General features: G+C 58.3%; 19 protein-coding genes and 1 pseudogene. 14 read left to right on the top strand and 6 right to left on the bottom strand.

Going from position 1 to position 22,333, the window contains the following annotated elements:
* Nucleotides 1-58: 58 nt before the first annotated feature.
* Nucleotides 59-796: a CAF17-like 4Fe-4S cluster assembly/insertion protein YgfZ gene (gene ygfZ, locus ACR0DJ_RS09460; protein WP_480684692.1), complete on the bottom strand. Its 738-nt coding sequence runs from the start codon at nt 794-796 to the stop codon at nt 59-61.
* A 73-nt stretch (nt 797-869) separates the two neighbouring features.
* Between ygfZ and ACR0DJ_RS09455 the strand changes: the two genes are divergently transcribed.
* Complete coding sequence (locus ACR0DJ_RS09455) at nt 870-1,544, top strand: TIGR04283 family arsenosugar biosynthesis glycosyltransferase (RefSeq protein ID WP_480684691.1); 675 nt, start codon at nt 870-872, stop codon at nt 1,542-1,544.
* A gap of 7 nt (nt 1,545-1,551) precedes the next feature.
* Here ACR0DJ_RS09455 and ACR0DJ_RS09450 read toward each other — a convergent pair.
* Nucleotides 1,552-2,307, bottom strand: a pseudogene (locus ACR0DJ_RS09450) (hypothetical protein); the annotation flags it as partial.
* A gap of 103 nt (nt 2,308-2,410) precedes the next feature.
* Here ACR0DJ_RS09450 and ACR0DJ_RS09445 point away from each other — a divergent pair.
* Nucleotides 2,411-3,181 (top strand): alpha/beta hydrolase, encoded by a 771-nt coding sequence (locus tag ACR0DJ_RS09445; RefSeq protein WP_480684690.1) that lies wholly within the window; start codon nt 2,411-2,413, stop codon nt 3,179-3,181.
* A 98-nt stretch (nt 3,182-3,279) separates the two neighbouring features.
* Nucleotides 3,280-4,119, top strand: a complete 840-nt coding sequence (locus ACR0DJ_RS09440) for an EamA family transporter (RefSeq protein WP_480684689.1) — start codon at nt 3,280-3,282, stop codon at nt 4,117-4,119.
* Between the two features lie 39 nt (nt 4,120-4,158).
* On the opposite strand, the gene ACR0DJ_RS09435 is transcribed toward ACR0DJ_RS09440, so the two are convergent.
* The gene (locus tag ACR0DJ_RS09435; protein WP_170346485.1) at nt 4,159-4,440 is read right to left on the bottom strand and encodes a hypothetical protein; all 282 of its coding nucleotides are present in this window, start codon (nt 4,438-4,440) and stop codon (nt 4,159-4,161) included.
* Nucleotides 4,441-4,650: 210 nt separating this feature from the next.
* On the opposite strand from ACR0DJ_RS09435, the gene ACR0DJ_RS09430 reads away from it, so the two are divergent.
* The gene (locus tag ACR0DJ_RS09430) at nt 4,651-5,262 is read left to right on the top strand and encodes a hypothetical protein (RefSeq protein WP_170346486.1); all 612 of its coding nucleotides are present in this window, start codon (nt 4,651-4,653) and stop codon (nt 5,260-5,262) included.
* A gap of 83 nt (nt 5,263-5,345) precedes the next feature.
* Here ACR0DJ_RS09430 and ACR0DJ_RS09425 read toward each other — a convergent pair whose 3' ends face one another.
* Nucleotides 5,346-6,314, bottom strand: coding sequence for a UDP-glucuronic acid decarboxylase family protein (locus ACR0DJ_RS09425; protein ID WP_480684688.1), 969 nt, complete (start codon nt 6,312-6,314; stop codon nt 5,346-5,348).
* Nucleotides 6,315-6,713: 399 nt separating this feature from the next.
* On the opposite strand from ACR0DJ_RS09425, the gene ACR0DJ_RS09420 reads away from it, so the two are divergent.
* Nucleotides 6,714-7,358, top strand: coding sequence for a hypothetical protein (locus tag ACR0DJ_RS09420; RefSeq protein WP_480684687.1), 645 nt, complete (start codon nt 6,714-6,716; stop codon nt 7,356-7,358).
* A 35-nt stretch (nt 7,359-7,393) separates the two neighbouring features.
* Here the strand turns inward: ACR0DJ_RS09420 and parE are convergent, their stop codons facing one another.
* Complete coding sequence (gene parE, locus ACR0DJ_RS09415; protein WP_480684686.1) at nt 7,394-9,352, bottom strand: DNA topoisomerase IV subunit B; 1,959 nt, start codon at nt 9,350-9,352, stop codon at nt 7,394-7,396.
* Between the two features lie 169 nt (nt 9,353-9,521).
* Here parE and ACR0DJ_RS09410 point away from each other — a divergent pair, with 169 nt between their 5' ends.
* Genes ACR0DJ_RS09410 through ACR0DJ_RS09385 form a run of 6 tightly spaced genes read left to right on the top strand, consistent with a single transcriptional unit; the run spans nt 9,522 to nt 19,817 of the window.
* Nucleotides 9,522-10,448: a hypothetical protein gene (locus ACR0DJ_RS09410; RefSeq protein WP_480686247.1), complete on the top strand. Its 927-nt coding sequence runs from the start codon at nt 9,522-9,524 to the stop codon at nt 10,446-10,448.
* A 48-nt stretch (nt 10,449-10,496) separates the two neighbouring features.
* Nucleotides 10,497-14,726 carry a PKD domain-containing protein gene (locus ACR0DJ_RS09405; RefSeq protein ID WP_480684685.1) on the top strand — a complete coding sequence of 1,410 codons (4,230 nt, stop codon included), beginning with the start codon at nt 10,497-10,499 and terminating at the stop codon, nt 14,724-14,726.
* A 16-nt stretch (nt 14,727-14,742) separates the two neighbouring features.
* Complete coding sequence (locus ACR0DJ_RS09400; protein WP_480684684.1) at nt 14,743-16,140, top strand: S8 family peptidase; 1,398 nt, start codon at nt 14,743-14,745, stop codon at nt 16,138-16,140.
* Nucleotides 16,141-16,170: 30 nt separating this feature from the next.
* Nucleotides 16,171-16,626 carry a hypothetical protein gene (locus tag ACR0DJ_RS09395; RefSeq protein WP_425077979.1) on the top strand — a complete coding sequence of 152 codons (456 nt, stop codon included), beginning with the start codon at nt 16,171-16,173 and terminating at the stop codon, nt 16,624-16,626.
* The gene (locus tag ACR0DJ_RS09390) at nt 16,619-17,593 is read left to right on the top strand and encodes a polyprenyl synthetase family protein (RefSeq protein ID WP_480684683.1); all 975 of its coding nucleotides are present in this window, start codon (nt 16,619-16,621) and stop codon (nt 17,591-17,593) included. The genes ACR0DJ_RS09395 and ACR0DJ_RS09390 overlap by 8 nt, the downstream gene beginning before the upstream one ends.
* A gap of 1 nt (nt 17,594) precedes the next feature.
* Nucleotides 17,595-19,817 carry a geranylgeranyl reductase family protein gene (locus tag ACR0DJ_RS09385; RefSeq protein WP_480684681.1) on the top strand — a complete coding sequence of 741 codons (2,223 nt, stop codon included), beginning with the start codon at nt 17,595-17,597 and terminating at the stop codon, nt 19,815-19,817.
* Between the two features lie 118 nt (nt 19,818-19,935).
* Here ACR0DJ_RS09385 and ACR0DJ_RS09380 read toward each other — a convergent pair whose 3' ends face one another.
* Nucleotides 19,936-20,448 carry a lantibiotic dehydratase C-terminal domain-containing protein gene (locus tag ACR0DJ_RS09380; RefSeq protein ID WP_257600404.1) on the bottom strand — a complete coding sequence of 171 codons (513 nt, stop codon included), beginning with the start codon at nt 20,446-20,448 and terminating at the stop codon, nt 19,936-19,938.
* Here ACR0DJ_RS09380 and ACR0DJ_RS09375 point away from each other — a divergent pair.
* The 3 genes from ACR0DJ_RS09375 to ACR0DJ_RS09365 are packed head-to-tail and all read left to right on the top strand — an operon-like array spanning nt 20,381 to nt 22,310.
* Nucleotides 20,381-20,875: an ABC transporter permease subunit gene (locus ACR0DJ_RS09375; protein ID WP_425077982.1), complete on the top strand. Its 495-nt coding sequence runs from the start codon at nt 20,381-20,383 to the stop codon at nt 20,873-20,875. The genes ACR0DJ_RS09380 and ACR0DJ_RS09375 overlap by 68 nt on opposite strands.
* A complete protein-coding gene (locus ACR0DJ_RS09370) occupies nt 20,872-21,603 on the top strand; it encodes an ABC transporter ATP-binding protein (RefSeq protein ID WP_425077983.1) in 732 nt (243 codons plus the stop codon). The genes ACR0DJ_RS09375 and ACR0DJ_RS09370 overlap by 4 nt, the downstream gene beginning before the upstream one ends.
* On the top strand, nt 21,603-22,310 hold the full coding sequence (locus ACR0DJ_RS09365) for an ABC transporter ATP-binding protein (RefSeq protein WP_480684680.1): 708 nt from the start codon (nt 21,603-21,605) through the stop codon (nt 22,308-22,310). Before ACR0DJ_RS09370 ends, ACR0DJ_RS09365 begins: the two co-directional genes overlap by 1 nt.
* Nucleotides 22,311-22,333 lie beyond the last annotated feature (23 nt).

Here is a 22,333-nt window from a genome sequence, read left to right as displayed (position 1 = left end):
TCAAACTTTACGATGCAAGCTGCTGTGCCGGACGTGCCGTTTAGGCAACAAGGTTGGTTTAGTCCTCTAGGCGAACGGTGGCATCACCGGCCTGCATCTCTCCGCTTGCGCGATCAAATCGCAGGTACGCAATCCCGTGCCCGCCTGACTGTGTGTACAAAGTCCCGACAGGTTTGCCATTTGCCGTGATTTCGGTCCCTGCCGGAGTAGAGCCCCGAACGGCGACACGTCGCAGACCTTTGCGCAATTCGGTTTTGTGCTTCATACGCGCAGTCACTTCCTGTCCGACGTAGCAGCCCTTTTTGAAATCCACGCCATTAAGTGCTTCGAACCCGGATTCCAGGATATAACTGTCCGGGGTCAGCTCAATGCCTGACTCGGGAATGCAGTGCCGGACGCGCAGCGCATCCCAGTTGGTTCCGTCATCGCCCTCGGGTTCTGTGGAATAGGTGCGCCAGCCCATGTCCGGATGGCGGGGATCGGGCAGGGCGGTTTCCGGCGCAGCCTTGGTGCCGCGTTGCAGGTTCAGATAGGTTCCCTCGATCGTCACATCCGCACGCAGCTTGTACATCGTCAGACGTTTGACCAGATCATCCGCAAGGTGTTCGGCCACATCCAGAAGAACGCCATCGCCATCTCGTTTCAGGAAGAAATCCGCCAGGTACTTGCCCTGCGGTGTAAGCAGAGCGGCGTAGACCAGCCCGTTGTCCAACCCTTTAATGTCGTTTGTAATCAGATCCTGCAAAAAGCTTTCGGTATCCGAGCCGGACAGGCGCAGTATGCGGCGGGTGGGCATGGCTTGGTCCTCGTCATTTCCTCAGGCCTCGTGATATAGGAAGTTCCGATGCCAAGACCAGAGGTTATCAGACGTGCCCGCACCCATTTCCGTTGTGATTCCGACCTTTGATGCCGCTGACGTCTTGCCGGCCTGCCTCGAGGCCCTGATGGAAGGGCTGCATGGCGGATTGATCCGAGAGTTGATCGTCAGCGACGCATGCTCAACCGATCACACGCTGGATATAGCGGAAGAGGCCGGCGCGAAGGTTGTGACCGGCCCGCCCTCCCGAGGTGGTCAGCTGCGCCGGGGCTGCGCGCAGGCCAAAGGGGATTGGTTGCTGATCCTTCATGCGGACACTGTGCTGCAACAGGGATGGAGCGAGACCGTGAGCGCCCACCTGCCTTCGGGCAAACCGGCTGCTTTTCGGCTGGCGTTCCGCGCGCGCGGGATCGCGCCGGCCTGGGTGGCTGGCTGGGCCAATCTGCGCAGCAGGCTGCTGGGACTGCCTTACGGAGATCAGGGATTGCTGGTTCCGCGTCACGCGTATCAATCGGCAGGCGGGTTTCCGGACCAGCCGTTGATGGAAGATGTGGCTTTGGTGCGCGCGTTGCCAAAGATAACGGTGCTGAATACTCGCGCCTTTACGAGTGCGGAGCGGTATGAGCGGGCGGGGTGGATTCGGCGCGGTGCTCGGAACCTGTGGACTCTTCTTCGTTACTTTCTGGGGGCTGATCCGCAGGTTCTGGCGCAGGCTTATCGACGTTGAACGTGGTGCGCAGCTCGACCACGGATTTGCCAAGCCGAAACGGTGCCGCAAAACTGACAAGGCATAGGGCCACGATTTGCAGGACAAGAATATGAGCATTGTCCTGTAGGTATTCCCATTCTTCTTTCAGCTTCCCGACCTGCGCGATCAGGTCGTCGTAGCTCTGCGCAAGTATCAGATAGTCGCCCGCAATCGCGGGAACCTTGCGACGCATGTTGTCAATGGCGGTCTGTGTGCTTTCGTCCAGTGAAGTGAAGACAAGGAACTGGTCGATGTCAAAAGCATCGGCCTTGGCGGCCATGTCACGTATGTCGTCCATTTCATCCTTGGACTGACCCCCAACCAGGAAGTGAAGCCCCTGTAAGGGCGCCACTTCGTTCGTAACCGCAATAAACAGGGGCAGTTCCGAGTTGCTGGCGGTCGAAGCTGAAAGGAATTCAACCTTTTCGCATAAAACGGCGGTGTCGGGATCATAGGCCGGATCACAGAACCGCAGGCGAAACCGGGCCGCATCCCTGTCAAATGCCAGCGTTGCGGCATAGGCCACGTCGATCTGTCGGTCCAGACGCGAGCTGTCCGACGAATAAAGTCCGGCCAAGACAGCGACCAACGCCCCGATGCCACCCAGCACAACCCATACCAGATCAGCCAACTTCCACGCCCGGTGCCCTGCCGGTTTGCGAAACAGAAAGGCAGTGCCGATTGAGCCGATGACAAAGAACAGGATCAGCAGGGGCAATTGATTGTCGGTCACAAAACTCATGGGTCCGATCTTAGGACCTGTGACCCGTCCTGCAACAGGGATCACGGGCAGTTGTAACGTCTTTCCATATCCCCATACTGGAAACAGCGCAGGGGGGACTTCGATGACCAAGGAAATCGTTCTTATCCACGGAGCATTTGCCGGACCTTGGTGCATGCAGGATTACGCGGCCTTTTTGCGGGACCGAGGTTGGACAGTTCACCTTCCTGCCTTGCGTTACCATGACGGTGATCCGAAAGCGGACCCCGACCCGGGTCTGACCGATACCAGTGTCATGGACTACACCAATGACATCGCCGGTTTTGTTCAGGGGCTGGACCGCAAACCTGTCATTTTGGGGCATGCCATTGCCGGGGTGGTGGCACAGCAAGTGGCGTCTCGTGGTTTGGCCAGTGCCATCGTTCTGATCAATCCCAATGCGCCCTGGGGCACCTTGCCCGAAACCGATGACGAACGGGCTGTACCGCGCACCTTGATGGAAGGCGGCCCGTTCTGGAAGCAGCCGATGCGGGTCGGGTTCGATTTGATGGCCCCGTTTGCTCTGAACAAGATGGATGAGGCGCAGCAACACGCTGTATTCGACCGATTGGGCGCGGAAAGCGGGCGCGTGATGTTTGAAATGTTCTTTTGGATGTTCGATGACCATCACGCAATCAAGGTTGATTTCGACAAGGTTGACTGCCCGGTTCTGGTGGTCTCGGGTGCCGAAGACAGGGCTGTCAACCCCGATACCTGCCGCGCACTGGCAACGCGCTATGGGAATCGCGGAACCTTTTTGCTGGTCGAAGAACATGCGCATTTTCTGTTCATGGAACCGGGTTGGGAAGGGCCGGCCTCGAAAATCGAGACCTGGCTGACAACCCAGGTGACCTGAAACGGGCTTGACAACAATCCACCCTTTGCAGACATGGCGCCGAGTGAATGGGGCAGTTGACCCTTTTGGCGCGAAACTTATGCGGGAAAGGTCCGGACATGACCCTGTTCGTTGTCCTTGTTATTCTTTCGGCTGCTTTGCTGCACGCGGTGTGGAATGCAATCGTGAAGACAGCGGCGGATCGAACCACCATGCTGGGTTTGGTCGCTTTGGGTCAAGTGCTGCCTGCGGCAGTCATGGTGATGGTGCTGCCGCTGCCGAACCCAGAGAGCTTTATCTACATCCTGCTCTCGACCATTGTGCATTTCGGCTATTACTTCATGCTGGGTAAAGCCTATCAGCATGGTGATCTGAGTGTGGTCTACCCCATTGCCCGTGGAATTGTCCCGGCGCTGGTTTCGCTTTGGGCAATGTTCCTGGTCGGAGAAGTGCTGCCATTTCAGGCCTGGACCGGTATCGCCCTGATTGCCGCGGGCATCCAGCTGAGCAATTGGAAAGCTCTGCGCTCGGGCGTTGGGCGCAGCGCACTGATGTTTGCGCTGGGCACCGGGTTCTGCATTTCGATCTATTCGGTCGTTGACGGGATCGGCGTTCGGCTGTCGGGCAACACGCTCAGCTATTGGGCGTGGGGGGCGTTTCTGCACCTGTTCATTGCCGGGTTTGTCGGGGTTCGGAAACGTGCGACCCTCAAAGACCTGCCAGCCAAAGTTTGGATGATCGGTATTCTTGGAGGGCTGGTATCGATGACGGCTTATGGTCTGGTGCTGTACGCCAAGAATTTCGCACCGCTGGGCGCGGTTTCGGCGCTGCGGGAAACTTCGGTCATCTTTGCCGCACTGATCGGGTTCGTATTCCTCAAGGAAGGCAACTGGGCGCGACGGTTGGGTGCCGCGGTGCTCATGGCCGTGGGCGTCGCCCTGATCGGATTGGCTGTCTGATCCGGCTGAAAAGCCTTGGGCGACAGTGATGTCTCTGGCTTAGCGGCCGACCTGAAACGTGCTTTGTGGCTTCCAGTGCATGGTGCCCTTGTCGCTGCTCACGCATCGCAGCAAGCGTTCCTCGCGCGTGTTGATCGTTTCTGTGACGGTGTTGTCGCCAAAGATCACGATGAAGGAGTCCGGGGAATAAGCCAGCCCCTTGTAATAGCAAAACCGTGTTTCCGCCCCGTCCGGGATCGGAGATGCCAGGCTGAGCGTCTGTTGCGCCGGGGCCTGGGTTGCCAGCATGGCAAAGGCCAGCCCAATAGTCAGTGTTTTCATGTCGTCCTCTCGTCCTGCAAATCTGTTGTCGATCAAAAAGGGTTTGGACGCCCGGACCTCAATCATGGTTTTTTGTTTCAGCAAGTTTGAACGGGATCAACGGGTTAGGCAACGAAAATCCTACAAGCACAGTGACAACCTCAGGGGCCGGTTTTTTCGAACGCTCATTTCTGTGGTAACATGGCCGCATTGTTTCAGGAGAATTGAGAGATGTTCAGACCCTCTGTGGAAGCGATTATGGATGTCATGTCCCAAAAGGATTACGTGGTTTTCGACACCCCAACTGTCGATTGGAACCTGAACATAGTGGGCATTCGCGCCCACCCGGTTTCACCCAAGAAATTCGATGATGTCATGACGGTGTTCCACCGGTTTCTTGGCGTTTGGGATATTGCCTATTACCCGATGACGGCCGATCCCAGCGATCACTACCTGAAGAACCCGATAAACCCGGATGGGACGGCCATTCTGGCGCCGGGGCAATATCGGTCCTGCTACAAGATCGATATTCATAAACGAGGGCGGCCCGGAGGCCACAAGGCGCTGTGTCAAAGGCTGGGAAACGTTACCGTGTTTCGGGACAACAACAGGGATGGAAACCTGAACCTTGTTAATCCTCAAAGTGGGATGTTCGGCATAAATCTGCACAAGGGGCCAAACAACGGTGACGATGACACTGCGAATTCGATCTATTCCGCCGGGTGTCAGGTATTCGCGGATCAGCGTCACTTTGCCGAGTTTCTGCTGAAATGCGAAGCCGGGCGCGACGCGTTTGGCAACAAGTTCACCTATACGCTGCTGGATCAGGCAGATTTCGAATAAGGCGATGCTTTGCGAAGGTTCCGCAAGCGCCGGGGCAGGTCAGGGGCTTTGGTCTTGCCCGGACCCCAAACCGGGCCTTGGCCCTAGGTCTCGACTTCGGCCTGAAGGTCTCGGAAATACCGGATGGTTGCGTGCAGCCCTTCTTTCAGTTGCACTTTGGGTTCCCAGCCCAGCAGGGTCCGCGCCAGAGTGATATCGGGCTGGCGCTGTTTCGGGTCATCCTCTGGCAATTCCTTGAAACTGACAGGGGTCTCGGCCCCCACAATGGCCTGCACTTCGTGGGCCAGTTCGTTCATCGAGAATTCGTTGGGATTGCCCAGATTGACCGGGCCAGTGACGTCCGGGCCGGTCTCCATCAGACGGATGAATCCTTCGATCAGATCATCCACGTAACAGAATGACCGGGTTTGCGTACCGTCGCCAAAAATCGTGATCGGCTCGCCGGTCAGGGCCTGCATGATGAAGTTCGACACGACGCGCCCATCGGCGGGGTGCATTCTGGGCCCGTAGGTGTTGAAAATGCGGGCCACTTTGATCTCAAGCCCCATCTGCCGGTGGTAATCGAAGAACAAGGTCTCGGCGCAGCGCTTGCCTTCGTCATAGCACGAGCGCGGGCCAACCGGGTTGACGTTGCCCCAATAATCTTCGGTCTGGGGATGGATGGTCGGATCGCCATAGACCTCGGAGGTCGAGGCCTGAAATATCTTGCATTTCAAGCGTTTCGCCAGACCCAACATGTTAATCGCACCATGCACGCTGGTCTTGGTCGTCTGCACCGGATCGTGCTGGTAATGCACGGGCGAGGCCGGACAGGCGAGGTTATAGATCTCGTCCACTTCCACGAAAAGCGGGAAGGTCACATCGTGGCGCATGAACTCGAAACGCGGGTTGTTGTGCAGATGGTCGATATTGCGCTTGGTGCCGGTGAACAGGTTGTCGACGCACAGAACCTCGTGCCCCTGATCCAGAAGCCGGTCGCACAGATGCGAGCCCAAAAACCCGGCCCCACCGGTTACGAGAACACGTTTTCGACTGTCATAAAGGCGGGCCATTGCAAATCCTTAATCGTTAAATCCGAGTCTGCTGGCCATAAACAAGCCGGTTATTGATCCGATTTGCAAACTAAAGTGGCTTGTTTTGCAGTATCCTGTGGTTTCTTGAGGCACCTGTTGTTTCGCTGCGCCAATCAAATAGCCAAAAGCTGATGCGAGGGTTTATGAAAGCGGTCAACACGCGCATGGGCGCGAGGGTAGTGAGACCATACAGAACTGTAGGTTGAGGCCGCAGTCAGATTAAATGCAGTGGTTCTCTCAGATTTGGGTACAAGCACTAAGATTTACGGTCTCGACATGAATTTTGACATGCGCTTTAAGGTGAAAATTGCTGGGGTTGGCAACTTCAGAGTTCATCGTAAAAACGAAGTATCAGAGTAGGCGAGCACATAAATCTAAATGAGCGACAGAAAGCTTCTTCCAGAGGGAACGCAGGTCTTAGCTGACAGTGTTTCTTTACACGCACGAGCGGCAAACAGAGTCTTTTTCTTGATGGTTTCGCTCACCATTTTGGTTTCCTTTGGGCACGTGGATAAGGAAGTAATCTCCTTATTTGGTTTAAAAGTTCAAGAGCCGCTTGTTCGAAAGTACGTCGTGTTCATAGTGATGATCGTCAACGTTAATTATGCCATGAACAGAGTTCTTATGATCGATGCTGCTGATGCATATTTTGCATTCATTCGTGCGAACAGTCCTTCGGAAGTACTGTTCAGGCATCCTTCAAACAACAAATCATTTACCCGAGCTGACGTGATGCACCGATTGCATGCGTCTTCGATTGATCGAGTTTACCCTGTTTTTTCCGTTCTTTCGTCCAAGCATAAGAACATGATGACTGCTATCCTTAGGCCGGCAATAGAAATAGTATTAGTATCAGTTCCTTATGTCGCTTTGTTGCAACTTGTTCAGATTGAGCTGTTCGGATCTAATATCTACACACTAGTCTTCGCGCTTGTTTTTACTGCGACGGTAGTTGCTTCGATAATGATGTTGCTCCGTGGTCTGGGTTGGACGTTGGAAGCACGTGATCGCCCAAATACATAGATCGGTTTTTCGTCACTATACGATCTTGACAATCCTCAAACATCCAGCTCCTCCACAAACCGCGCGTTCTCTTGAATGTATTGGAACCGCAGTTCGGGTTTTTTGCCCATCAGGCGCTCGACCAGATCGCCGGTCTCGCCGGGTTCGTCCTCGTCAATGGTGACGCGGATCAATTTCCGGGACGCGGGGTCCATCGTGGTCTCTTTCAGGTCCTTGGCGTCCATCTCGCCCAGACCTTTGAAACGCGACACGTCGATCTTGCCCTTGCCGCCCAGACCTTTTTTCAGCCATTCGTCCCGCTCGGCCTCGTCCAGACAATAGACGCGTTTGGCACCCTGCGTCAGGCGGTACAAAGGCGGGCAGGCCAGGTACAGGTGACCCGCGTCAATCATCGGGCGCATCTGGGTGAAGAAGAATGTCATCAGCAAGGACGCGATATGCGCGCCGTCCACGTCGGCGTCGGTCATGATGATGACCTTGTCATAGCGCAGGTCGTCGAGGTTGAACTTGCTGCCCAGCCCAACGCCCAGCGCCTGCGTCAGGTCGTTGATCTCGGCATTGGTGCCCAGTTTCGAACTGGCTGCGCCCAGCACGTTGAGGATCTTGCCGCGCAAGGGCAGCAGGGCCTGCGTTTTGCGGTCGCGCCCCATTTTGGCCGAGCCGCCCGCCGAGTCGCCCTCGACGATGAATAGTTCGGTGCCTTCGCGTGTTGAACTGGAACAGTCCACCAGCTTGCCGGGCAGGCGCAGTTTCTTGGTGGCCGATTTGCGCTGGGTTTCCTTTTCCTGACGGCGGCGCAGGCGTTCTTCGGCCCGCAGGATCAGGAAGTCGAGGATCGCGCCGGCGGATTTCGTGTCGGCGGCCAGCCAGTTGTCGAAATGGTCGCGGACCGCGTTTTCCACCAGCCGTTGCGCTTCGACCGTGGCAAGGCGGTCTTTGGTCTGGCCCACGAATTCGGGTTCGCGGATGAAGCATGACACCAGCGCGCAGCCCCCGGTGATCAGGTCGTCGCGGGTGATCTGCGCGGCCTTCTTGTTGTTGATCAACTCGCCATAAGCCTTGATCCCCTTGAGGATCGCGGCCCAGAACCCGGCCACATGGGTGCCCCCTTCGGGCGTCGGAACGGTGTTGCAGTAGGACTGGATGAAGCCGTCGCGCGAGGGCGTCCAGTTGATCGCCCATTCCACCTTGCCTGGGGTTCCGAATTTCTCCTGAAAGTCCACGGTGCCGGCAAAGGGCTGCTCGGCATAGGTCGACGATCCGTTCATCGTTTCTTTCAGGTAGTCCGACAGGCCTCCGGGGAAGTGGAAGGTGGCCTCGGTGGGGGTTTCGCCGTCGTCGATGGCGGATTTCCAGCGGATTTCCACGCCCGAGAACAGGTAGGCCTTGGAGCGGATCGACTTGAACAGGCGCGCGGGTTTGAACCGGTGGTGTCCGAATATCTGGTCGTCAGCGTGGAAGGTGACTGTGGTGCCGCGCCGGTTGGGGGCGGCGCCGACCTTTTCGACAGGTCCCAGCGGGACACCGCGCGAGAAACGTTGTTCGTACAGTTGCTTGTCGCGGGCGACCTGAACGACCATCGAATCCGACAGCGCGTTCACCACCGAGGCGCCCACGCCGTGCAACCCGCCCGAGGTCTGATACGCTTTGCCCGAGAACTTGCCGCCCGCATGCAGGGTGCACAGGATCACCTCGAGCGCGGATTTGTCAGGAAACTTGGGGTGCGGATCGATCGGAATGCCGCGCCCATTGTCGCGCACGGTCAGGGCGTAATCGGCGTGCAGTTCCACCTCGATCCGGTTGGCGTGGCCGGCCACGGCCTCGTCCATCGAGTTGTCGAGGATCTCGGCCACCATATGGTGCAAAGCGCGCTCATCCGTGCCGCCGATATACATGCCGGGTCGCTTGCGGACCGGTTCCAAACCTTCGAGCACCTCGATCGAGGAGGCGTCATAAGTTGTGGTCGCTTCTGGCGTCAACAGATCGTCGGGCATGGGTGCTGCTCTTGTTTTTGAGTTTCCCCCATTATGGCAGGTGATGTGGTCCGGGGGAAGAGGGGCGCGAGGTGTTGTGGGTGGTTTAAAGGCGCGGGGCCGCGGTTTGCTTGCACAATTTGGCGGACGTCACGATCGGCGGTCTTGCTTGAAACCACCACCCCCGGCCATGGCGCGGGAAGGTTCTGTACTGCTGTTATCGCTAGATGGTCGGGGCCTGTATTCCCTTCGCATTTTTCACGGCAAACCCGTCCGATACAACCAGCGACACGTCAAATACCGTTATGCGATCGGATGCAAGTCAGCCTTGCGACGCCTCGGGCTCATTGACGGAATCGCATTAAAAATATATCGTGAAGGCAGACTCCCAAATTATCTTTCTATTGGTTCCAAGCGTTCAAGAGTTACGTTTATTCGTAATTGGAAGGCTGCTATGGCTACGTTTCAGGACGTTCAGGCAGCAGTGCATGATATTGCTGCCCGTTTGAATGTCACCCCAGAGCTTGCTCGTGCTGCGCTGATTAACCCCGTGTTGGCGCTTGAGGAACTTGGGTTCGATCTGGATCTTTCAGGTCGGCTCGAGCTGGAGGACAGGGCGCGGTTTTCCAAGAAACAGATCGTCGAACGCAAAAGCTTGCGGAAAAAGATTTTCGCCGCGTCCGGGCATGAATTTGACCCCGGGCAGGAACAGGATCTGGCTGTGGTGCTTTTCGACGAGTTGAAGCTGGTCGATGATGCTTCAAAACGCCCTGACCTGTCTCCGTTGTCCTTGCCGACGCGAAAAGTGCGTTCTTCCACCTCCAAAGTGAAGGTGGCCAAGGTCAAGGCATCGGAAATCGCGCGCCGGTTTCCCGGGAAAGCCAAGGGCAAATCCGTCGCCGGGCTCGATCCAAGTCTGATCGAGCCCGCGAAGATTCCCGACCCGCTGGAAGCACTGGGCAAGGCGCACAAAATCATCGCTCCGTTGCTTGCCTACCGGCAACTTGATGCGTCGACACCGCGTTTTGCGACCGAGGCGCTGTATCGTGCCGTGCGAACCGGGAAACGCAGGCTGGTCAATATCACGCCCCGCGCCGTTGTTACCGGCACTGCTTGAAGACACCCGGGCGCGATTCCCTCGCGCCGTCAGACCGAGGACGTCAGGATGGCAAATACAAGAGGATATGAAGTTGTCGTCGAAGCCTCGGAAGAGGTCCTGCGAAAGGTCATTCGGGGGGCGTGGAAGTCCGCGGAATGCGACGATGATCCCGGCGATGAAGGCCGCATTCCCGAATTCATGGATGTTGCCGCAGGTGAAACCTTTGGCGGTTTCGTCGTAGCTGACGGTTCGGTTCAGATTCCCGAAGACCAGTTGGACGCCAGCCTGCGCCCGGACATCACCGGTGCCGAAATTCAACTTGGTGTCCTGATCCAGATCGAAATCGAAAATCCCCCGGTTCCTTCCGCGCAAATGCTGACGATGACGGCCGATCTTGCTGCGGCTGCGCCGATCGGTCTGATCCCCGGGCGGCAGGATGTGGGATGGCTGTTGGACGGTCTGCCTCGCAGCCAGGTGTCCGCAACGCTGACCAGCGGCGATCCGATTGCGTCCAACATCGAATTGTTCGCAAGTGAATTCGTGGACAAAGCCTATGAGAACGGTGGCCCCGGCGGACCGATTGACCCGGCCTTCCCATCCATTCCCCATGTCATCGATGAGACCGCGCTGCCATTTGCCTTGGGAGCGTTGACGACGGATGTCCATGCGGAAATCTTCAACGACGACTCGGTTGCGGCGCACGATATTGAAACCACCGTGTCCGGCGGTGACATAACCATTTCGCTGCCGGTCTATCTGCGGATGTTCAACATTGTTGTCGGTCCGGCCGTACAGCTCTTTTTCAATCCGCAGGATCCCATGGGGATCGAAACGCGGATCAACATCACGGCACCTTTCAGCCGGGTCGGTTCAGAGTTCCGCACGGATTTGAATGCGGCCATCGTCACCGTGGACGCGATCAATCCGGCCGGTCCGGAATATGGGCCAGAGGGTGACAACTATATCGATAACCGCGATCAGCTTGCGGCAATCCCGTTGGTCGCGATTGACCTCGACGCCCAGATTTCCAGCGAACTGGTGTCGCGCGGGCAGGAACTGGCCAGTGGCCTGGGCGAGATTTCCATTGCTGCCCCGACCGTGGCCGAGATCGAAGAATTCATCGGCGACTTCTTTCACCGGGATCTGGAAGCACGCGACTTCGTTTACATCTGGGGACCGGAGGCAACGGACGAAGAGTTTGAAGTCGACAGTATCACCGTCGGAGTGACAAACGAGTTTCTGGCCATCGCCTTGAACGATGATGGTGGCGGTGACGTGGGCGGGCTTGCCAATTTCATTCCGGCCGACAGGGATTTTGCAATTGCCATCAGCGCGGCCCAGGTCGAAGCATCGATTGAAACGGCGCGCATCGAAGCCGAGTTGTCGGATGATGACCTTCCGAAGACGTTTACACCTGACGGGCGCGAAGTCCGGCTGACCGATCTGGACGTGAGCCTCAGGGCGGGGGCGATCAGAATATCGGGCAAAGTGACGGTCGTGGATGCGATCCTGGGCAGCATTGATGTGGATGCCGACTTTTTCAACGACGTCGGTTTGCGCTGGCAGCCGAACGGTTCGCTGGGCCCAGACGGCGGGCAGCAAATGGATCACTTTGAAATCGACAGCGATGTCGATCCCGAAGAATCCGTGCTGCTTTGGGTGCTGACGGCAATCGCCGCGATACTGTCGTTCGGCGCTTTCGGAATTCTGGGCGCACTGGTCGTTGTGATCGTGGCCCTTGTCGTCCGCGGTATTGCCGAAAGCATGGGCAGCGAAATCCTGTCAGATGAAGTTACGAATACGGTTACGGGCATCACCGGCTGGCCGGAAAACCTTGCCAGGATCGGGCGGGTCGAAGCGGTATTCTCGGACCCGATCGTGATTGATACCGACGGTCTTGAAATCGCCGGAGATTTCACTGTCATAAGCAGTTGCGAAGCAACGGATGTCGTCCCGGCGGATTCGGGTGGGGCACGGTCGGGTGCGGCCGCATCGGCCATGTCGCTTGCGGCTGTGAATGAACATCCTGACGCGGGGTACGAATGGTTGCCGGGTGACGGGACACCGGCCGCGGTCTTGCCCTCGATTCAGCATGTCTATGCGGCAAGTGGCGTCTATACCGCAAAACATGCGCTGACGATCAACCAGCCGGGCGGCGCGCGCAGTCGCAGTTTCTCGCTTGTTACCGTCGAAAACGTGCCGCCGACAGTGGATGCCGGACCGGATCTGACGGTGCAGGAGGGCGAAGAGGTCACTCTGGTCGCACGGTTCCGAGACGTCGAATACCCCGACACCCACGAATCCATGTGGTATTTTGGTGATCACCACGCGCCCAAACCCGGCGTGATTTCTGAAACCAATGGTCCTCCTGCGGCGACAGGCACGTCGACCGTGACCCATGCCTGGTGCGACAATGGCGAATACACGGTCACGGTGCGTATTCGCGACGTCAATGGGGGCGAAGCCATCGACACCCTGCGTGTCACCGTTACCAATGTTCCGCCCAAAGTCGAAGCTGGCCCGGATCTTTATGCGTATGTCTGCACACCGATCACGCTTGTCGCCGATTTCCGGGATCCCGGCTGGTGTGACACGCATACAGCCAAGTGGGATTTCGGCGATTGCAGCGAACCCCGCACCGCCCTGATCGAGGAGACGAACGAGCCACCGGCAGCCGAAGGCACGGCGACCGCCTCACATATCTATGAAAACTGTGGTGACTTCCGGGCCATCTGTACCGTCATGGATGACGATGGCGCCTTTGGTCAGGATGACCTGACCGTCCGGGTCGTGCATCTGCTGAATCCCGGTTTCGAAGATGGTTTCCGTTCGCTTCCGTCGGGCAATGTCGGTCGGTTCTGGACACCCTATGCATGGCTGACCGACTTGGCAGCCTTTCACGCCGGAAAGGGAAATCCCGTTCCGCAATTGGCCCCGATCCCCGCCGATGCCTTTGACTGCGAAGGTTGCATCGTCCGGACCGGCGACAGGTCCCAACGGGTCATCGCGCAGCGCGGCCTTCGTGTTGGCCTGTGGCAATCGCTCGGTTCGAACCCGGGATGGGACTATGAGTTCTCGTGTTGGTTCACAACAGAAGCCCGCAGTGCAGGCAGCTATGCTTTGGGGTTGGACCCGCGCGGTGGTGATGATCCGCGGGCACCCTGGGTGGAATGGTGGACTGGCGACCTTGACGGTGCCTGGCGCCAATTGCGGGGCCGCGTGACGGCGGAAGCCGAAGCCGTAACGGTATTTCTGGAATTCAGCGGAGATGATCCGCGCAACGATGTGCTTGGGTACATTGATGATTGTGCGTTCATCGCGATTCAACCGCATTGCCCTGACCAGCCGAAGCCCGATCCGGAAACTCCCCCGCGTGAACGTTGCATTGATTTTCGCGGCCAGAAACTGCCTTCCCGCCATCCGGTATTGAACGTTGGCGGAGTGCGGTTCCTGCCGACCAAAGGCAGCCTTCTTCAGATCATTGGCGGGTTCCAGCCGCAAGGCACACCCAAGCTGTTGCTTTCTATCGCCGGTGTTTTTGCCCATCTGCCGGTCGTCGCTGACTGGGCCCGCCTCAAGCTGAGCTTTGCTGGCGGAAAGCCCATAACGATCATCGCACTTGATGCGGCGGGCAATGTCCTGACGACCCAGACAGGAACGCAGCAGCAGGGGGTGCAGGTCATCGAGATTCAGGCAAGCGGCATGGTTACAATCGCCATGCGCGCGCAGGAAGCAGCGTTGATCGAACTGTGTTTCCGGCCGGAACACCCGCGCAGTGCGCCTTCGGCAGAGCCTGAACCGGGGCCAGGCATTGTCGTTAACCCGCGCTTCGATCGTGCCGTCGCCCCGGCTATGTTCAGCGTGGCGGCGATCGAGGAGGATGGCACCGTGACCGGAACCAACAGCAACCGTCCGTTTGGTTTGTCCGAGGCGGCGTGGGGCAAGCTGGACACGCAGCTGCAATCGGAATTGGCGAAGGCCGTAACAGACGGTGGTGATGGGCACTCGGTGCAGGTCATATTGCGCTTGGCGCCAGACACGGAAGGCAATGCGCCCTCTTTCCGGCGCGCCGAAACAAAGGCACGCGAAGATTACTTCCGCCGACGCACACGGCCCCTGGTCGGTACTCTGGAAAACCTGGGCGGTGCCGGGATTACCGAACTGTGGCTGATCGACAGTGTTGCCGTTGAACTTTCGCCCGGGGCCATCGCGACAATGGCCAACGATCCTTCCGTGGTGATGATCACCCACTCCACCGAGCGCCAGGCCATTCCTGAAAACCCCATAAGACCATGATCCAAAGGAGCACGAAATGACCGAGTTAAGCCGGGAACACGTTGATCGCTTCGAAAGAGCGGAACGTCGTGAAATCGAGAAGCTTCGTAGCGAGTTTGGCAGCGAGTCCATCTCTAAAATGGACAGCATTGTTCTGCGCGACCTCTTGGCCAACCGAAAAGAGGCGCGCCTGAACGCCCTGCTTGGCCAAACGGAAACAGCCCAGCTTCCCCGGCATCGTGTGCTGGTCTTGCTGCGAAGCGGCAGGACATCACCTGATCGCGCGCCCCGTGCGTTCGACCGGCGCCAGCGCCGCCGTTCGATCATGCAACATCGCCGCCATGGCGAAGACGTGGTGGGAAAGATTGCCAAGAGCTTTGGCGAGCGTGAAATCGAGGTCGAGCAGACCTTTTGGCTGAACCACAGCCTGGTGGTCTGGGCCGATGATCAGCGCCTGACAGATATTGCCGGGCGCGCCGATGTTCTGAAGGTGGCTCATTGCAAGAATCAAATCCTGATTGATCTGGATAACAGCCGTCCGCTTATCAATGCCGATGTCGTGGAAGCCAGCGGGATCAACGGAGGCGAAGTGGATGTTGCCGTTCTGGATACGGGGGTGGACCAGACGCATCCTGAACTTGCCGGGAATTTTGGCACGCAACAGGATTTTACCGGCGAGGGGCTGGGCGATCTGAATGGGCACGGTACGCATTGCGCGGGCGTTGTTGCCAGCAATGGCGCGATGTTCCGTGGTGTCGCCACGGGGGCGGTCATTCACGATTACAAGCTTTTGAACCAATTCGGCAGCGGCAACGCTCCCAACTGCGTTGCGGCAATTCAACAGGCCGTGGCGGACGGGATGGATGTTCTTTCCAATTCTTGGGGCTTTTCACACAGAAACGGCAATTGGGTCGATCCGGACGGGACATGCGTTTTATGTGTCGCCGCTGATGCGGCTTCGACCGCCGGGGTGACCTTCGTGGTGGCCGCGGGCAACGAGGGCAATGACAGTTGCGGCACCTATGACACGCGCATTCGCTGTCCGGGTATTGCGCAGAGCGTGATTACCGTCGGGGCAAGCGATGATAGTGACAACATGGCCGGCTTCTCCAGTCCCGGACCAACGCCGGATGGGCGCGACAAACCGGATGTCACCGCCCCCGGCGTGGATATCGTGGCATCGCGATCCGCGACCGGCAATGACATGAACGGCGGCGCGACGGTGATAGATCCGCTTCATCTCGAGGCCAGCGGCACCTCGATGGCTTGCCCCCATGTCGCCGGGGTCGCGGCGCTGATGTTGCAGCGAAACCCGACACTGCTGCCGGCTGACATCAAGGCAGTTCTCATGGCCACCGCCGTCGATATCGGCGCACCGACCACGCAGCAGGGTGCCGGGCGTGTGGATGCTCGGGCGGCGGTCGGCTCGGTCTGATTTGGATATTTTGGAACGGAGGATACGAACGTGGCAGACTATGAACAGCGGATGCAGCCGGAAGAGGGTGCAAAGGCAGTCGAAAAACTGGCCGAAGATGCTTTGGCGGGTTTCAAGGCGGACGCCAAGAAGGAATATGCTGAACTGGTCAAGCAGTACGAGGGCGCCAGTGCAACGGTTGGTGTTTTTGGTATGGGGTCGGTCGAAGTTTCGGTGATGAGCGGTGAAGTGCATATCAACCCGAACCAAAAACACAAAGGGAAGGGCCGGGGCGTCGGCGCGATCTCACCGGAAGCACTTGTAGCCATTTCCGAAGGCAGGATGACTGTGATCGACGCCTTCCACCGTGGAGAGATTGTTGTTCGCGCCGAGTCCGCAGCGTTGCACGAAGGCTATGACAGTTTCATCAGGAACTCCGAAGCGGCGCTCAGGTCGAAGCGTTTGCAGAAGACGCTGGCGCAGTTCCGCAAGATCGCGGATGTCTGACTGGTTGCAAGACGAACAGGTCCGGGCCACGATACCCCAGGTTGAAGCATCCATGTTGGATGCCGTCGCCTCGGACCAGCCGGGGTTCGAAGAGATTGCACACTGGCTTATCGGGGCCGGCGGAAAACGGTTGCGGCCAATTCTTCTGCTGCTTACAGCACGAAGCCTCACCGACACAGAAGGCCGCAAGCGCGCAATTCAGGCGGCGGCGGCTGTCGAAATGATCCATGTGGCGTCGCTCTATCATGACGATGTCATGGACCGGGCCGAACTTCGGCGTGGAGCGGAAAGCGTGAACCGTCGCTGGTCTTCGCCCATCGCCAGCTTCGCCGGAACATTCATTCTGGCCCGTGCAATAAACCTGTTGGATTCCGTCAGCCCCACAGCCTCCGAGCTGGCCGGCAAACACTGTGCCGCGCTGTGTCTTGGGCAGTTGCGCGAAGCAGAAAACGCCTACAACGCCGATTGGACCATTGAAGAGCATCTTGAAATGCTTGAGGGCAAGACGGCCGAACTGTTTGTCCTCGCCGCATCGCTGGGGGCGCTGTTGGCTGACGTAAGTGATCAGGATCGAGACGCGCTGATCACCTATTCAAAGTGCCTTGGCCTTGCGTTTCAGCTTCGCGACGATGTTCTGGACTACATTGCAAGCAGTGCGGAACTTGGGAAAGGGTCCGCCTCTGATCTGCGCGAAGGGGCGTATACGATGCCGGTGCTCCTGTGCCTGGGTCAGAACGGTCAGGCCGCCGATGAATTGCGGGCCAGGTTGAGGCTGGCCGACATGCAGGATGCGGATATTTCGCGTGCTGTAGAGATCATTCGCAATTCGGGCGCGGTCGAAGCTACGGAACAGTTGGCGCGGCACAAATCTGAAGCGGCCGTCAGGGTCATTGCCGGGCTTGACGATCATGTGCTGCGCGACTCGCTGGCAAACCTCGCCCGGCTTTCTGTCGAAAGGCGGGCCTGACATGGACGGCTACGGCCCTTTTGCCGACGATCTGCCGCTTGCGACGCCCAAGGAGGCCGCGGCCGAGACTTGGGACGCCATCATTGTCGGTGCGGGGCCCGGCGGCAGCGCTGCCGCCATCGAACTGGCACGCAGAGGTCGAAAGGTCATTCTGGTCGACCGTGAGGATTTCCCTCGGGACAAAAGCTGTGGAGACGGAATCACCCGGTCCGGCATCTCTCAGTTGAAACGCCTCGGCATTCTGTCCGCGCTAACCGATCAGCAGGAGGTCGAAGGTGTGCGCGTCCATATGCGCAACAGGGGCCACCGTGATTTTCGATACGAGGGCGAAGACGACTATGGGCTGGTTGTGCCCCGTTTGATACTGGATGACTGTCTTTTGCGTCAGGCCCGTGCGGAAGGTGCGGCTTTCATGCCGAAATGCCGCGCCGACGATCTGGTAACGGATGAAAGCGGGACTGTCACAGGCGTCAGCGCGCACATGCAGGATGGCACGACAGTGGTTCTGACCGGGTATACGGTCATCGCCGCAGACGGGGCCGCGTCTCGATTGGCGAAAGCGGCGGGATTGCGGGAAACACCCGAGCAAGGCTATGGCACGGCGCTTCGCGGTTATGTCGATGGCTGCGGTGATACTCCGCCACTGCTCGAAATAATGCTGCCGTTGACTGATGTTACGGACCGGTATTTGTTGCCGTCCTATGGCTGGGCGTTCCCAACGGGGAAGGGAACTGCAAATGTCGGTGTCGGACTGTTCTGTCGGGCGTTTGACACCAATGTCAGGTCACTTTTCGATCAATTTCTGGACGTGCTCCGCAAGGATTATCCAGAATATTCGGGCATTCAATTGTCCGGTATGACCTTGGGGGCACCGCTGAGGTTCGATTTCGCACCGGAACGTGCCGCCCATTCGGGTATGTTGCTGGTTGGGGACGCCGCCGGTCTTATCAGCCCGTTTACAGGCGAAGGAATCAGCTTTGCGCTGGAATCCGGTGCGCTTGCGGCGCAAACCACTGATCGGTGCCTCCGCACCGGGGCAGGCCCCTGGGTGGCAGCGGAAGACTATGCGCTTCTGCTGGGTGATCGCTTTGCCGGGTACTTCACGCTCGGGAACCGCGCAAGCCGCCGATACGAGTTCATCTGGCGCGTGTTGGACGATACGTTCGAAAGCGAAAAGCCGGTTCACAACATGCTGCGCCGCGCCGTTTTGGTGCCTGAAGGCACTGGCGGTGATGTGGAAAGCGCCATGTTGGATGACGTATCGCCCCTTGTGCGAGTGCCCGAGATGCCGCTTGGGGACGACCTGCGCGATGTGGGCGCACGCCTCAATCACATCGTGCGCACCGATTGGCCGTTTCTGACGCGCATGTCCTTCGCGGGCAAGCGGGCTGACATGGTTGCCTTTCGACCTTCGCTGTTGCTTTTGCTGACGTCCTATCTGGGTGATGTCGAGGCAAAAAGACGTCGTGCCGCGGCCACGGCGCTGGAACTCGCGTATTTGGGATTTCTTGCCCAAAGCGGCATTCGGGGGATCGAGGCTGCGGCAGCAACAGCCGACGCCAAGGCCAACTGGGGCGACAAGCTTGGGATACTGACAGGCGACTACTTGTTGGCGAAAGCACACGAAGTCGGCGCACGGGACTGCCCGGATCTGGTGCCATCAATTCTGAGCGCCATGGCCTCGGCATGTGAAGGCCGAGTGTCCGAGCTTCGGACCGCATGGCAACCGGATCTGGCGGTCGAAATGCGCATCGCGCAGATGCGGCAATGTATGGCTGCATTTTTTCGACTGCCTTGCGAACTCGGTGCGATGCTTGCCGAACAAAACGATCTGTCAGTCGCCCTTCGCGATTATGGCGAAAATCTTGGCCTGGCTTACCTGCTGACCGAGGATGAACTTGCCCTGGACCGCCCTGCGGGCAGCACACCTTTTGCGTCAGACCTTTCCAGCGGGCTATTCAGCGTGCCTGTTCTTGAGGCGGCCCAGCGGCAAACGGGGGGCGCGGCAGCCCGTGCTTTCCTCAGTCACTGCGACCCCGCGCGGTTTTTGGCAGAGCTTTCCCCGGCCACGCGCCATATCAAGAGGCAGCAATTGCCTGAAGAATACCGCGATCAGGCAATCGCAGCGCTCAGCCCCGTGCCACGGGGCGGCGTGGCAAAATCGCTTTCGGCGCTCGCAGGCTACGCGGTCAGCCGGCAGGTTCCGAAACGCCGCGTGCTGTAAAGGTGAGACGCAGGTTCCGAGGTGTCCCGTCTTGGTCCGAAGCGCGATCCAGTCCTTGTTGGGCACTTCATTCGGGGGGCGAGGTATCCGTCGATTGCACACACTTCAGAGGGGCAGTTCAGGTCCTGTTCTGATGCCGTTTGAATTCCGCCTGTGACGATTTCCAGCCGTGGTACAATTTGGTTCGATAGTGCCGACACAGCGCCTCAAGGATAACCGCCTCTTCTGCGGCAGTTCCCCAGTGAAGGATCCGGTTGATGGACATATGAGCGAGGCTTCCCAGAATGTCGGCCAAGCTGCTTCCCAACCGGCCATCCTGTTCTTCTCGTTGGAGACGTCCGAGATCCGGATGAAGCCTGGCCGCACGTGCGTTCCAGCGCGATGGCCGCGAATGAATGCCCTTGCCCACACCAAGTTCACTCAGAACAACGCACGCACTTTTCCATTCCTTTCCAGTGGCCCGCCGCGCAATCCGGCGCGACGCCGGGCCGCCGCCGTAGTATTGTGAACAGCGCTCGGAGATCGCCAGCCGAACACCTGTGGGCAGTTCCAAATCCTCAAACATGGCATCGATACTGGCGACTGACGCCATCCATCGCCGGGATCGGCTGATCTTCGGATCGTTAAGCACGTCAAGCGCAGCGATCGAGTCGGCGCCGAATATCCTCTCGCAGGCGCCGAGCCCCAGTTCGGGGCTCAGCACCACGCGGTTGAAGGCCTTTGCGTTTCTGACCAGCGCGTTCATCGCCGGTCTGGGTGGGGCGTTCTATGTCCATTACCTGGGCTCGCTTGCACCGCGGGCCCTGTTCGACATCAACTTTCTCTTCACCATCATAGTTGCGGCATTGCTGGGCGGAACATCGACCATCATCGGCCCCATGATCGGTGCGTTCTTCATGACGTTCCTTCTGGAATACCTGCGTCCCGTGCTTCCCGGGGCTGAACGGTATTTCGTCTACGGTGCTATCGCACTGCTTCTCTACATGTATCAGCCAAAGGGATTGGTTGAACTTGCTCAACGCGGCTTTCAACGGCTGCGGAAAGGGGGGCTGACATGACCGTTGCGCTGAAAGTGTCTGGTCTCGTCAAACGGTTCGGCGGGCTGGTGGCCACGAACGATCTGTCCTTTTCCCTGCAAGAAGGAGAGTCGCTGGGCCTGATCGGACCGAATGGCGCGGGAAAGACGACGGTTTTCAGCCAGATCATGGGTGAGCTGCGGCAGAACAGCGGTACGATCGAGCTGTTCGGGCAAGAAATCTCGGCGCTGTCGACGCCACAACGTATTCGGGCCGGGGTCAGTAGAACCTATCAGATACCTCGGCCGTTCGGCGACATGAGTGTTGCAGAAAACATCAGGGTGGGCCTGATGCCGGACGATATCTGGCGCATGATCGTTTCGCCGCCGGATACGGACAGGGAAAAGGAACTTGCGCTGAGTGTCGGGTTCACGGAAACGGATCTGAGCAGCTCACCCGCCGAATTGGCCATGGGTGATTTGCGCAAGCTCGAAATGGCCCGAACCATGGCCACGGCACCGCGTGTCATGTTGCTGGATGAGGTGTTTGCAGGTCTGACAGTAGGTGAAATCGCGCAGATTTCCGATCTCATACAATCCATGCGCAAGGACGGGATGACCTTTTTGATCGTCAGCCATGACTTGCCGGCGCTGGAACCGCTGATCGACCGCGCCATCGCCATCGAGCGGGGCACCATGATTGCCGAAGGCGCGTTCAGCGACGTGATGAACGACACGGCCGTTCAGGCCTCGTACTTGGGGAGCGTCTGATGTCCTATCTGGAAATTGAGAACCTGTCCGCGTTTTACGGCAAGGCGCAGGCGTTGACCGATATTTCGATCACGGTGCAGCCCGGCGAGATTGTCGCCGTGGTCGGCCCGAACGGCGCAGGTAAATCCACCCTGTTGGACAGCATCATGGGCCTTGTGAAAATCGAAGGGGACATCCGGTTGCGCGGGCACAGCCTTGCTGGTCGTGCCCCTTCGGAAATCGTGCGTCACGGGGTTGGCTATGCGCCCGAGCGGTTCAACCTGTTTCCCTATATGTCAGTGCGCGACAACCTGATGGTGGGCGCATTCACCGCACGAGACGACATCGAAAGCAACCTTGAGATGGTGCACAAGCTTTTCCCGCGACTGCAAGAACGGGAAGGACAGGAGACATCGACCCAATCCGGCGGGGAAAGGCAGATGGTGTCCTTTGGCCGGGCCTTGATGACCAGCCCGGAACTGCTGCTTGTCGATGAGCCCACAATTGGCCTGGCCCCGAAAATCTGTCACGAGATTGCCGAGGTCGTGCGTCAGCTGAACAAGGAATACGGGCTGACCGTTGTGATCACCGAACAGAATGCCAATTTTGCCCTGTCGCTTGCCAGCCGCATTTATGTGCTGGAGTCCGGGCGGATGCAGACGTCGGGCACGGCTGACGAATTGCGGAATGACAAACGCTTGCTCGAGGCCTATTTCGGCGGCCATTGAGCGGCGTGGTTGGCAAGCCGGGC

The organism is Ruegeria sp. BF10 (genome assembly GCF_056538725.1).
This window is presented reverse-complemented; position numbering and strand designations above follow the sequence as displayed.

Coding starts and splice junctions, on each gene's coding strand:
- ACR0DJ_RS09420 (WP_480684687.1), top strand. CDS start 6,714: ATGAGCGACAGAAAGCTTCTTCCAGAGGGAACGCAGGTCTTAGCTGAC.
- ACR0DJ_RS09405 (WP_480684685.1), top strand. CDS start 10,497: ATGGCAAATACAAGAGGATATGAAGTTGTCGTCGAAGCCTCGGAAGAG.
- ACR0DJ_RS09375 (WP_425077982.1), top strand. CDS start 20,381: ATGGCATCGATACTGGCGACTGACGCCATCCATCGCCGGGATCGGCTG.
- ACR0DJ_RS09430 (WP_170346486.1), top strand. CDS start 4,651: ATGTTCAGACCCTCTGTGGAAGCGATTATGGATGTCATGTCCCAAAAG.
- ACR0DJ_RS09365 (WP_480684680.1), top strand. CDS start 21,603: ATGTCCTATCTGGAAATTGAGAACCTGTCCGCGTTTTACGGCAAGGCG.
- ACR0DJ_RS09385 (WP_480684681.1), top strand. CDS start 17,595: ATGGACGGCTACGGCCCTTTTGCCGACGATCTGCCGCTTGCGACGCCC.
- ACR0DJ_RS09445 (WP_480684690.1), top strand. CDS start 2,411: ATGACCAAGGAAATCGTTCTTATCCACGGAGCATTTGCCGGACCTTGG.
- ACR0DJ_RS09400 (WP_480684684.1), top strand. CDS start 14,743: ATGACCGAGTTAAGCCGGGAACACGTTGATCGCTTCGAAAGAGCGGAA.
- ACR0DJ_RS09425 (WP_480684688.1), bottom strand. CDS start 6,314: ATGGCCCGCCTTTATGACAGTCGAAAACGTGTTCTCGTAACCGGTGGG.
- ACR0DJ_RS09390 (WP_480684683.1), top strand. CDS start 16,619: ATGTCTGACTGGTTGCAAGACGAACAGGTCCGGGCCACGATACCCCAG.
- ACR0DJ_RS09370 (WP_425077983.1), top strand. CDS start 20,872: ATGACCGTTGCGCTGAAAGTGTCTGGTCTCGTCAAACGGTTCGGCGGG.
- ACR0DJ_RS09435 (WP_170346485.1), bottom strand. CDS start 4,440: ATGAAAACACTGACTATTGGGCTGGCCTTTGCCATGCTGGCAACCCAG.
- ACR0DJ_RS09410 (WP_480686247.1), top strand. CDS start 9,522: ATGGCGCGGGAAGGTTCTGTACTGCTGTTATCGCTAGATGGTCGGGGC.
- ACR0DJ_RS09440 (WP_480684689.1), top strand. CDS start 3,280: ATGACCCTGTTCGTTGTCCTTGTTATTCTTTCGGCTGCTTTGCTGCAC.
- ygfZ (WP_480684692.1), bottom strand. CDS start 796: ATGCCCACCCGCCGCATACTGCGCCTGTCCGGCTCGGATACCGAAAGC.
- parE (WP_480684686.1), bottom strand. CDS start 9,352: ATGCCCGACGATCTGTTGACGCCAGAAGCGACCACAACTTATGACGCC.